The sequence below is a fragment of the Gracilibacillus thailandensis genome, from assembly GCF_010994055.1.
Taxonomy (GTDB): Bacteria; Bacillota; Bacilli; order Bacillales; family Amphibacillaceae; genus Gracilibacillus; species Gracilibacillus lacisalsi.
The window spans coordinates 39,683-52,645 of the sequence record NZ_WJID01000024.1 but is presented as its reverse complement, the minus strand read 5'-3'; the positions used below and the strand labels follow the sequence as shown (position 1 = coordinate 52,645).

8 protein-coding genes are annotated in these 12,963 nt (G+C 35.4%); 1 reads left to right on the top strand and 7 read right to left on the bottom strand.

All coding sequences use genetic code 11. The features are described 5' to 3' along the window. Window positions 1–173: 173 nt before the first annotated feature. Window positions 174–2,336 (top strand): methyl-accepting chemotaxis protein, encoded by a 2,163-nt coding sequence (locus tag GH715_RS09265; protein ID WP_153835158.1) that lies wholly within the window; start codon window positions 174–176, stop codon window positions 2,334–2,336. A 632-nt stretch (window positions 2,337–2,968) separates the two neighbouring features. Here the strand turns inward: GH715_RS09265 and GH715_RS09260 are convergent. The 7 genes from GH715_RS09260 to GH715_RS09230 all read right to left on the bottom strand — a co-directional run bounded on the left by GH715_RS09260 (window position 2,969) and on the right by GH715_RS09230 (window position 12,741). Beyond that, window positions 2,969–3,607 (bottom strand): rhamnogalacturonan acetylesterase, encoded by a 639-nt coding sequence (locus GH715_RS09260; RefSeq protein ID WP_153835157.1) that lies wholly within the window; start codon window positions 3,605–3,607, stop codon window positions 2,969–2,971. After that, a complete protein-coding gene (locus GH715_RS09255; protein WP_153835156.1) occupies window positions 3,576–4,280 on the bottom strand; it encodes a YesL family protein in 705 nt (234 codons plus the stop codon). Before GH715_RS09255 ends, GH715_RS09260 begins: the two co-directional genes overlap by 32 nt. 18 nt (window positions 4,281–4,298) lie before the next feature. Then, window positions 4,299–6,815, bottom strand: a complete 2,517-nt coding sequence (locus GH715_RS09250; RefSeq protein ID WP_153835155.1) for a glycosylhydrolase-like jelly roll fold domain-containing protein — start codon at window positions 6,813–6,815, stop codon at window positions 4,299–4,301. 21 nt (window positions 6,816–6,836) lie between these two features. Beyond that, window positions 6,837–9,164 (bottom strand): AraC family transcriptional regulator, encoded by a 2,328-nt coding sequence (locus GH715_RS09245; RefSeq protein WP_153835154.1) that lies wholly within the window; start codon window positions 9,162–9,164, stop codon window positions 6,837–6,839. Between the two features lie 87 nt (window positions 9,165–9,251). Then, window positions 9,252–10,127 carry a carbohydrate ABC transporter permease gene (locus tag GH715_RS09240; RefSeq protein ID WP_018933050.1) on the bottom strand — a complete coding sequence of 292 codons (876 nt, stop codon included), beginning with the start codon at window positions 10,125–10,127 and terminating at the stop codon, window positions 9,252–9,254. 30 nt (window positions 10,128–10,157) lie between these two features. Further along, the gene (locus GH715_RS09235) at window positions 10,158–11,051 is read right to left on the bottom strand and encodes an ABC transporter permease (protein WP_245548507.1); all 894 of its coding nucleotides are present in this window, start codon (window positions 11,049–11,051) and stop codon (window positions 10,158–10,160) included. 157 nt (window positions 11,052–11,208) lie between these two features. Continuing rightward, window positions 11,209–12,741 (bottom strand): extracellular solute-binding protein, encoded by a 1,533-nt coding sequence (locus GH715_RS09230; RefSeq protein ID WP_163578571.1) that lies wholly within the window; start codon window positions 12,739–12,741, stop codon window positions 11,209–11,211. Window positions 12,742–12,963 lie beyond the last annotated feature (222 nt).

Sequence of the window (12,963 nt, the reverse complement as noted above, 5' to 3'; positions counted from 1 at the left end):
TTTATGGTTAGATGAAAAGTTTGCTATTTCTTGTCGTTTATTGAATGAAAACATGTTATAATCTATTTGAACTAATTCTTAATGATTATACACCATTTATTCACCAAGAATATTTACCTACACCAATTATGAAAACCCTTACTAATAATACTAGAAGTACGGAGGATTTGATTATGACAAACAAATTTATACGCAGAAGTAAAAGCGCTTTCAAAAAAACGAAACAAGCATTTCTAAACACATCTAAGAAAATAGGCAAAGGCGCAAGCAAACTAAAAATAAAAATTCCAAGCAATAAATCTAAAGATGGACAACAAGTACTGCAAAATAGTAGTGTTTCTAAAAAAGATTCAATTAGCACCAAAATACTAATTAGTATTTTAGCAACAGTACTAATCAGTGTTTTGATCGTTGGAATTGCTTCTTATTTTATTTCTAATAATATTATTAAAGATAAAGTAACAGAAGCATCTGAACAAACAATTGTCCAATCTGGAGATAAACTCGACTATTTGATGAATCAATATAAAGATCGGGTAACAGAAATTTTAATGGCTGATAATTTCAGTAATACATTAGCCGAACTAGATCGCTACGAAGAAACAAATAATTTTGATTATTTCAATTTAAAAAGTACGATTGATGATGCGCTAACCCAAATTACTATGATTGATAACAATGTGAGTCTCTACCTTATACATACCGAAAAAGAACGATTAATCTCTTCTTCGGAAACGCTTCCTGAGGAATCCCTTTTTAGTTCTGATTGGTATCAGAGTGCTATGGAAGCGGAAGGTTCGACTGCCTGGATTGGTGGCCTTGCACAAGGGGTTAATGGGACCTCTGATGATCCTAAAGTTGCTTTTGGACAGAAGTTAAGAATTAGTGGTACAGAATATATTTTAATAGTTGAATTAGATACTGCCGTATTTGAAGATGCTCTACAAGATGTTAGATTTGGAGAAGAAGGTCTCGTGAGCATGGTAGATCGAAATAATGAAGTTGTCTTTTCTTTTGATCACGAAGAAATAACACAACCATATGCTTACCAAATTGCAGTAGATTCTGAAGAGAACATGACCGAAGATAATGGGCAACTCGTTTTTCAACATGATTCTGAAGTAACAGATTGGTATTTAGTTGGCTCTGTTCCTGAAGCAGAATTAACAAAAGATACAACCATTATTTTCTACGTAACGGCAGGTATTATCTTATTATCGTTAATTATCTCTCTTATCATTGCAAACGGAATAGTTAAAACAATTGCTCGGCCAATTGCTGATGTTTCCAGTTTGATGGCTTCTGCCGAACAAGGTGATCTTACAGTGAGATCGAATCATACGTCTCGCAAGGATGAAATTGGAGAATTGGCAGAAAGCTTTAATGAAATGCTCGAAAATATCTCAGGAATGATGCATCAAACAAGAGAATCTGCCAACAAAGTATTACATGCTGCTATAGAATTAACGGATATTTCTCAAATGCAATCACAATCAGCGAAAGAAGTCGCTGCTGCCTCTGAAGAAATTGCTAGTGGTGCTACAGGCTTAACAGATGAAGCTGAAAAAGGTAATTCCTTAGCATCCAACATACATGATGAAGTGGAAAATGTCTTCGAAAATAATAGTGATATGGAGAATCATGCAGTAGAAGTGCTAGAGCGAAGTCATGAAGGTTTAGAAAAGATGGACGAGTTAGTAACCAAAACAAAAGACGGCGAACAAATGACAAATGCACTTGTCGAAAAAGTTGATACATTGAAAGAAAGCACAGAGCAAATCAATCAAGTAATGGAAATGCTCACGAATATTGCACAGCAAACGAACCTACTTTCACTCAATGCTGCAATTGAGGCTGCACGTGCAGGTGAAGCTGGTCAAGGCTTTGCAGTAGTTGCAGATGAAATCAGAAAGCTTTCTACTCAATCTAAAGATTCGATTGATAAAGTGGAAGAAATTACAACAGGTATCGTAAATGAGGTTAATGAAACGTTAGAGATTTTAGAGGAAGCTACTCCTCGTTTTAAAGAACAAGTAACACAAGCAGAAGATACACAGATAATACTAAATGGTGTTGGAGAAAGTATGGGTACGTTTACTGGTAAGATTCAGCAAGTTACTCAATCTATCCAGCAATTAAGAGATTCACAGGAAGTATTAACTTCGACCATTCACCAAGTAAGTGCAACAGCACAACAGTCTTCTGCGATTAGTGAAGAAGTGTCAGCCACAACAGAGGAGCAATTAAAAGTAAGTGAGTCGCTAGTTACTACTTCCGATGAACTAAAACAGCTTTCTGAAGAATTACAAGAAATGATGAAAAAATTTCAGGTGTAGGAGTAGCAGATGATTCAAAAGTAGATACAAACTGCGAAGTAATGAGAATTTGACTTGATGTAGCTTCTCCCATTCTGAATTAAGGTGAGTGCTAGCATCCGCTACGGCAGAGTACTGCGCTTTCCATGGGCACGGCTTCAGCTTCCTCGGAAAGCGAAAATCACTTTCCTGCGGGATCTTCAGCTCGCGCTGTTCCCATAGGAGTCTCCGTACTCTGCCTCCGCTATTTTTGTTATCTGATTATAGAAAAAAATGAACTCATGGAACAAAACTTTTCTACAGTACTAACCCTTTTAGCATAGTCGTACCCTACGCTACTATAGTGGAGAAATCGACTGGCTGATTTCGGATAAGTGTTGTGGAGCATAGCTTAACGAAGGCCGCCCACTTCCACTCCTGTGGGACCTGTTTGACCTGAAGATCCACTTTTTCGAGTGGTTTTTGCTCGAAAAAGTTAGCTGAAGGGCAAACCCCACGGAAAGGGAAGTGGGCAGCCGGAGTGGTAGTTAACATCATGATATATTTCAAAATTATCTCTTAATGCAGTACGAGTAAGGGAAGAGAACAAATCCATGTCCAGTTACTTCGCAGTTTTTTAGATATTGTGCATTAAACTATCTTTACTTTTTGGATTACAAAATTGGATGATCAAGCAAAGCTTCAAATTGCAGCGCTATTATTTTAGCTATTTGATCAGCACCTTTTTCTGTAAAGTGCGTATGATCTTCTCCATTATGCGCAACCATAAAATAAGTTTTAGCAGCTTGATAACCTATTGATTGTAAATGAGCATTGCTAAGTTTCATTAAATCTATTAAAGCTACATCTTCTTCAGCTGCTACTTCTTTCATAGCATTACAATAATCACCGAAATCCTGCAAAAATTCTCCCTTAACGTAATGTAACCTAGTTACAGGTGTCAACAGTAATGGTACAGCTTGCTTAGCTCTTGCTCCTTCTATATACTGACGAAGAAAATCCTTATATTCTTGATAAGGCTCTGTATACCTAGTAGGTTTTTCTTTAGTAGAATCATTATGCCCCATCTGAATAAACAAATAATCCTTCTCCCTTATTCCTACTAATATTTCATCTAGTCTTCCTTCTTCTATAAAAGTCTTGGAGCTTCTTCCACCAATAGCATGATTATAGATATTATATCCCTTCAAATACAGACCAAGAAACTGCCCCCAACCTGCTTGAGGGTAATCTTGCTTTTGATACGTCTGACATGTAGAATCACTTGCTAGGTAAATACTCGTTTTTTTCATAACTCCATTCCCTTTTCTTCGTTTTCATTTCTGCTTCCAGTTGTTCTTCTATCCTTTTTTGTTTATGTTCAATCTTCACAAACGTAACATACGTAATATACATGACGACCATACTCGTTAAACTCCCGCCAAATAAAAAGATAAAGATCGGAAATGTTGCAAGTAAATAATACAATGTAAATAGTGCCGCTAAAGCATAGATCGTCCTTAAAGGTTGATAAATGGCAATTAAAAAGGCATTCTTGAAATATTGTTGAAAACTATTTTGATAATGGACATATAAAGGAAATAAGTATACTACCATTATGAAAAACAGAAATGCAAAAAATAGAAAGACACCTTTTACTATCAGATTCCATATGGGATCAGGTAACGAGAAATACTGTAAATTCGTTAACAGCATTAAACCAAACAAACCGGTAACCCATGTTATCCCATTGGCTCTTAAGAATTCTTTTCGATATGTTTGCCAAAATAACTTCCCAATATGGTATCCTTGCTCTCCCATCACCCATTTACGAAACACAGTAAACATGGCTACAGTACTCGGACCTAAACCAAAAAAAATCAGCCCAATACAGGAAAAAATGATCCACAAAAAATTGACATATAATAAGAAAAGTACTGCTTCACCAAATTGATAAAATTTCCCTATCCAGCTATCACTATTCATTTGATCACCAACTTTTAATTAAGTATGTTCTATAATTAATTGTACTGGGCCAAGTAACCCAGATGGTAATGCTAATTGATCCATTTGATTTGAACTGTTGTTTGTTACTCTCACTTCTAATTGGTTCGTCCCTTCCTTTAAAACATGTATTGGAATACTAATCTGATAAGGAGCCCAAAATTGTACATCCGTAAAATGATCATTTAAAATAATTTCCGCTATTTCATAAACTTCTCCTAAGTCAAGGATTGCATCCGCTATTGGGAAAATATCTTGTTTTAAATCAAACTCAAAATAATAACTCATCGTACCAGAATAATAGCGGAGCTCTTCGAATGTAGTCCAACTAACTAATTGCTCCTTTGACCACTGGCGATAATTTGCCTTATTCGATTCTTTTTGGGGATTCCATTTAATAGGTATTTGACTAATCAAATTTTCGCTATATACCTCTTTTTTTGCCATTGATTTATTAGGATCTACCACAATGATCAGCGAAGATCTTCTTTCTAACTCTACATATAGTTCGTCATTTTGAAAATACGCCTTTTTTTGTTTTCCAGTCCATGGATCCCATATTGCTGTTGCGCCTTCTTCTTTCAAGCCTACTGTACCTTTAAATTTTTCTTCACCTTCATTGACTATCAAATAGAAATATTGCCCTAGCTTTTCTACTAGACTCACTCTGATATCAGGAAAGTATTCAGCCAATTGAACCGTTTGATACTGTTTAATATACTCTATCATCTCAACCGAATGATCTAACTGAGTGATACCATCCACTTCAGCTTCTCCACCAACTCTGATCATTTCTCCGCCCTGATTAACCCATTCCAATAATGTATCCCTTACTTTAGGATGACATTTTCTCCAAGATAACTGATCTAATATAACAACCTTATAATATTGATTGGCAATCTTTAAACTGGTACTTACTTCTACTAATTCATCAACAAATAATCTTTCATTTACATAATTAAATTCAATCTGGTTTTGAAATAATTCCATTGCTGCTTGCCATGGTAAATAATCATCTTTTGTTAGTATGGCAACTTCAGCTTGATTGACACTATCTGTCAAGAGCCAGCTTAACCTTTTCATATAGGTGCTAAAATATTGATAATATGGCCACCAAACATTATTAGGTCCTACATCTGGCGGTCGTTCATGACTTCTATGCTGACCATCTATCGAATAATAAAAAGCATGTGGGCAAAACAAATTAACACCCCGAACCGCTAACCAGTCGATGTACCATTTCATATCAGCTGCAGACAAATTCCAATTATTATCTACGCCACAAACACCTAAGAATTCATTTATATTTCTTCTGCGACGATAATGTCTCGCAATGTCTGCGCCACATTTACCTGCAGTAGAATGGGTACCTTGTATTCCCTTCTCTTCTTCAGGAGCTACCCATCGCCAAACTACGTCCTGTCCTGGTATATGGAATGGTTTTAACAAACCAATGTCATCACTTGCAGCTGGATGGCCAGTCAATGACAAGTTATTTTGCTCACACCATTCACTTATAGGACGGTAATAACTATCGAGCAGTCTTTTATGAAGTGCACGTTTATACCCTTCTTCCACTTCTTCTACCTTTCCATCTAGTTCAAAAAATAATGCAAGTAAGTCTTCGATATGAAAACCTTCGGCAAAGAAATTATTTTCAAAACTAGATGTCCATGGAATTAATCCTTCTTTGGCATTTCTTCCTAGCATATCTGGTTCATCGGTAAACACCGCAAATATAGTAGTACCAAAATAGCCTCCTACCACTTCTTTGTAACGCTCATGCGTAATATCTATAAATGTTCTAACAGCTTCCTGATTTAACAAATCAGCTGACCTTGGTGCATGAATTTCACCGTCGTCTTGACCTTCATGAACTCCTCTTATCGTACCCTGTGATTCCGTCTCAACAAGAGCAACTAACACCCATTCGTCTATGTTTCGATTGTTACTTTGGAAAAATTGTTCAATAATTTCACCTCGTAATGTAACCTCTATCTTATCCTCAACATGTTTCTGTTCTACAATTTCCACATTTAATGGATACTGGCAATATATATTGTTACGATCGATCACTCGCTCTATTTTTCGTACTAAAAATAAAGCTACTAACCGATCTGATCGCTTCATTGTAAGTTTATTATTTTGGAATGTCAGTTGCTGCTCAATAGCTTTTAAACCTTTACTAGCAAAATGTGGATTTCTTTCTACTACTTTACCATTCGCCGCACCTGATGGATACATTGCTTCATCGTATAAAATAACATGCATACCTAGTTTATCTGCTTCGGTAACAGCAAATTTTACAAATTCCATAAATGTATCCGATAAATATTCCAAATTATCTGGTAACCCTATTCGTGGATGCAGTACAAACCCTTCGACACCTTTCTCTTTAAAATCGTGGATTTGCCTTTTTAGTTCGGTTTTGGATAATTGATCATTCCAAAACCAAAATGGCATTGGTGAGTACTCAGATTCTGGATTTTTAAATTGGTTCCATAATAGCTGACTCAAATTAATCCCCCCTCTATATATTTAAGAGCTATTTGATTTTATTTTTCTATACTGACTTGGAGGTACACCTACATGTTTTTTAAAAATACGATTAAAATAACTGTGGCGATATCCAACACTCTCTGCTATTTCATTAATTTTTAAGTTTGAATTCATTAATAATTCTTTCGCTTGATCAAGGCGTATCCTTGTTAGGTAGTCTATAAAATTAATACCTAGCACTTTTTTAAATGCTTTACTTAATGTATATGCAGTCGTATCAGCTTGATCCGCACAAATTTCTAAGGAGATATCTTCCATATAATTTTCATGTATATATAATGTAACCTCATCTACTAGATGTTTCATTTCAATATTCATATTATTCTCTACAAAGTCAACATATGGTTGTATTACCTTATCTACTAACCATCTAACAATCCATTCTCTTTCTCGTATTTGTGCAAGCTCTTCATACATATTTCTCCCATTATAGAGTACAGTAGGATCAATACCAGAATGTAATATTTCATGTTGAATCGTACTATATAATTGCATTATACTAGCTTGCACATTTAATTCTTTATTACCGTTTTCAACTAAATAATTGAAAAATTGACGAATAAATGCTTCCGTTTCATTCGTACGACCTCTTCTTATACATTGAATAATCTCCTTTTCCAATTCGAACGGATAATACAACTTCTTCTTATATTCTCTTTCCTGCAATTCATTTAAATGGATAATTTGATTTTGATTTTCAAACTCCCTGTATCTTTTTCCACGCCCTATTTCCTCAAACAAATGACTGATTTGTTTCACTTGCTCTGTTTTAGAACTTATCGTTATCGTCACCTTCAAGGCTAAAACCTTATTTATTGCTTCTGTAATATTTTCTGCTAACTTATGAAGTGATGTTGGTAAACTCTCTTTATTGTTGGGAACGATTAGAAAGATTCCCGCTGATAGGTCATAATTATTTAAAATGGTGTATTGTTGAAATTGTTCTTTCGTAATATCTTCTGCGATATTAGCCATTGCGAATGTTAATAAGCTGTCATCCTCTTCATTTACTTTATCTGCGTCATACATCCCTGTAAGCTGAATATCTAAAAGGACAAACGTATGATCCTTCACACTCCAACCGTATTTCTCCATCCTTTGTTTTAAAGCATTTTCGCTGTAATCGTATAAGTATCCCTTTGTTAATTGAACTAAGAAATTTTGCCTTAATTGTGGTATTTGTTCTGATAACCTTTCTTCTAAATGACGCCTTTCGTCTGTTAAGGCATGAAACTGCTCATGAATTTGTTTAAACTCATCTGTCTTTACCTTCTGTTTGTCTGGGGTTGTAAGTGAATTGACCAAATTACGAACCGGTTTATATAATCGATTAGATGCAAACCAAGTCATCAAAAATGCTAAAATTAATATCGACAAGCTAGCGACCATGATAACTTTCGATATGGTAACGATAGGGGATGTAATAGCAGTTATTGGCGCCGCCGAAACATAAGTCCATGTTGAGCCTATTCGATCAAACTGCCCGGATGAAACTGAAAAAGTTTCATTCTCCCAATCTAATTGAAAGGAACTACTTTTATTTTGATTTTTGTTAAGTTCATTTGATAAAACATTCGCTAAATCCTCATGATTACTTTCTGCCGTAGATAGTAATACTTCATTATCCTGATTAAATAACATCGTAAATCCGTCGCTATATGGAGTTAACGTTTCGATTAATGAAGCCAACTTCTGTTTATCAATTTTCACAATAATAGCACCGAATGGATGATTAACAACACCAGGTATTTGATGTGTTAAGACAATATCATTCGTGTACTTAGTATTTTCAATAAACTGTTCTTCCTGGTCCCAGGTAACATTCTGACTGCCCAATAGTAATGATTGGTAAGCATCTTCCATATTGTGATCCTTGATAAAACTTAAGTATGGTGACAGTAATATCGGATCTCGACCATTTACGAAAAGCTCTACTTCATCAATTAGTGGATGACTCCCTTGTAATATCAGTAACTTTTGCTTCAAGTCTCTCGTTTTCTGAAATTCGCTGACATAATCCATATTTGTTAACTGAGAATTAAAAATCGGTTCAAAAGCCCAATAACTTAATGATTCTTCTAGATAGGTAAATTGATCATCAATATTCTGGGCACGATCATTAATTTCCTCCACGTGAATTTTTCGTAATTCTTCTTCAGTAGAATATAATCCAAACGTATAAATGCCAATGGCGGAAACAATACCTGGTATGGAAGTGATAAAAAGAATCATTAAAAAGCTTTTGCGAAAATACTTACTACTCCACCGGTTATCGATCCAATTTCTAATCTTTGTCCAAAAATTCATTTACGCCCACCTCTTATTCCTATAAGCATATCACATTTTGTAAGCGTTATCATGATATAAAGAAGAATTAAGGAAAATAGAACTATATTATCCTTTCACAGATCCTAGTAAAATTCCTTTTGCGAAATGTTTTTGCAAAAATGGGTAGAACACAAGTATCGGAAGTGTTGCTACTACTACTACTGCCATTTTCAAAGACTCTTCAGGTGGATCAGTGAGCATCGTATCCATTGTACCAAAGTCTACATTGGCGACCATTATTAATTGTTGTAATAATAATTGGACCGGCCATTTTGCACTATCACTAATATATAGTAAGGCATTGAAGAAATCATTCCAGTAAAATACCGCATAGAACAGAGTAAATGTTGCGATTACTGGTTTGGATAGCGGAATGACAATTCTCCAAAACACCCCCATATCTGAACAGCCATCAATACGAGCAGCCTCTTCCAATTCTGTTGGAAGGTTTTGAAAGAAACTTTTGACAATGATCAGATAGAATGGGTTGATCGCGACCGGTAATATTAATGCCCATAATGAATCTAATAATCCTAAACTTCGAACAACGATATAGGTTGGAATCATACCACCATTGAATACCATCGTAAACACAACCAAATTTAAGATAATATTACGCCCTAACAAATTTTTTCTAGATATTGGATAAGCCATAGACATCGTTAATAACAAACTTACTAATGTACCTAATACGGTGACTAGCACAGAAACCCCGATACTACGAACAAATGTATTGGTCGAAAATATATAATCATATGCCGCAGTAGTAATCGTTTCAGGTACTAGAAAAAAAGGTCTGGCTGCTATTTCTGCCTCAGTAGCAAACGATGCAGCGATTACATAAACAAATGGTATAAATGTTACTAACCCCATTAATATTAAAACGATATGGTTAAACACATCAAATACTCGTCCTAATGGTGTATTGTGCATTTTGTGCATATGAGCTTCCCCCTTTGATTGACACTTCTATTAGAATAGACCTGTTTGCCCCATTTTCTTGGCAAAATAATCTGCACCATATATCAGGATAATCCCAACAACTGCTTTAAACAGGCCAACTGCCGTACTATAACTAAACATACCTTGGGTGATACCAACAAAATAAACATATGTGTCAAATACATCTGCAACATCTCTGTTTAATGAATTGGTCATTAAGTAGATTTGCTGGAAACCTTGGTCTAAAAAATTACCTAATCGTAATATTAATAAAATGACAATGGTACTCCTTAATGCTGGTAAGGTAACGTGCCACATTCTTCTGAAGCGTCCCGCACCATCCATGATCGCTGCCTCATATTGTTCGGCACTAACACTTGCTAATGCTGCTAAAAAGATAACCGTGCCCCAGCCTGTTTCTTTCCAAATTACTTGTGCAATAATCATTGGTCGGAACCAGTCTGGACTCGAAAGAAAGTTAATTTTCTCACCAGTAAAAAATTCTACTACTGCGTTCACCGCGCCACCACTAGTGGTTAAAAAAACGTACGTAATACTAGCGATAATAACCCATGACATAAAGTGAGGTACATAAACCAATGTTTGAATTGTCCGTTTAAAAAATTGCATTCTGACTTCATTTAATAGTAAAGCTACAATAATTGGAGCGGGAAAGAAAAATATCAGATCATATAGAGCTAAAATTAATGTGTTACGTAAAAGCCTTATAAAGTCAGGGTTCTGAAAGAAGTTGATAAAATGGTCAAAACCAACCCAATCACTAGCCCAAAAACCCCTAAATGGTGAATAGTCTTGGAAGGCCATCAATACTCCCCACATGGGTAAATATTTAAAGAGAATAAAATATAAAGCACCTGGGATTAATAAAAAATATAGCCATTTATCACGCAATATTCTTTGCATATTAGTTAATTGACTTGTCGAGACAACGACATCGTTTTTTGCCTTTTTAGACTTCATACTTAGCTGTGCCAATGGTTTCCCCCCTTAATAAGCGGATATCTGTTATTTACGCTATCAAGCGTAGACAACAGATATCCAATCCAACAATCATAAGAAATTATTGTGTTGCTTGATATAGTTCATTTATTTCCTCTATATACTCTTTACCACCTGAATTCATCCACAATTCTTCCGCTTCATCCAATCCGGCTTCATCAATTTGGCCTACAATATATTGGATTTTTGCATCTAAGATAATGTTATCCAATTGTTCACCTTGACGACTATAAATCTCAGAAACGAACGGTTCAGCAGGGTTTCCGACAACTATTTCTTCATTTGCTTCTAATACTTCTTCTTCTTTTTCTTCCAGTTCTTGAAGTGGTTTTTCTAAATAACGATCTTCTGGCACAAAGGTTAACAATTGGTTGGTATCTTCATGTTCATAAATCAATGACTGATCAGTCGTTGGTGTGTAAACACCATCTTCTATTTCATAATGTCTACCTTCAATACCATTAAACGCTAAGGTTTGACCTTCTTCGGTACTCATATCATCCATAAATTGTAATACTTTATGCAGCTCTTCTTCCGTTTCAACAGTCTGTTTAGAAATAGCATACATCATGTTATATCCGGAAGTAGGCAGATTAAATAATCCATTTGGTCCCTCTACAGCGCCAAATACATCTACCGCCCCTTCTAATGATGGGTCTGCATCAATCATTTGATCTTGATTTCTACTTGCAGCATCTACTACGTCGACAATGGTTCCTGCTTCTCCATTCACAAAAGCATCATGCCATTTAGCTGGGTCCATTACCGCAAAATCTTCATTTACTAACCCTTCATCATACATTTTCTTAAAGAAATCTAAGGCATCTCGATAGTTAGGATCCTGGAAGTGAGGATAGAGTGAACCATCATCTGCAATCCCCCATTTATTAGGAACACCAAACCATGTTTGCATGATATCCCATGGGCCTTCATATTCTGAAACAATTGTACCGAGTGTATCATCTTGTCCATTTCCATCAGGATCATCATGTGTAAAGGCATACAGCACATCATAGAATTCATCAATTGTAGTCGGTGTTTCCAGCCCTAAGTTATCGAGCCAATCTTGTCTAATTGAAACAGCCATACGTCCTAATGGTCTGGAACGGTAAATTCCATAAATTCGCCCATCAATGGAGATATTATTAAGCACAATATCATTCATTTGACTTAAATTTTCATAATCGTCAAGATAATCCGTTAAATCCCAAAATGCACCATCATGAACAGCATTTATAAAACTCGACGTTTTTCCTGTTAAGATTAATGATGGAAGATCTCCAGATGCAAGTGTGATATTAAAACGTTCATCATAATTACTATTTGGAACAAAGGTAATATCTAAATTAGTATTAGTAAATTCCCCTATCGCTTCTACAACAGGACTATCATTTCCTGGAGGTTCTGGTGAATGGGATGTCGTCATAATGGAAATGTCGAATGCACCTTCAGATCCATCACCTGAATTAGTTTCAGAAAATGCATCGTCCCCACCCTCTTCTGTAGAACTATTAGTATCAGTATCGTCACTACACGCTACTAACATGGAACTAAGTAATAAACTAAATAATAACAATACAAGACTCTTTTTCATTTTCAATTCTAATTCCTCCCCTTTTTCATCATAAAAGAATAATAAACGCTTTCGTGAAATCGTGATGAGTTATTCACCCCCTCCTAATTAATCTCGTCACCTGCTGTAACGGCTTAAACAAAATATAAAACGCTTTCATTTTTCCTACAATATTCATTTTTTGTCCTTTATACTGAATAGTTGAAAAAATCCGATTCTTATTATGGATTAAGTAATTTAATA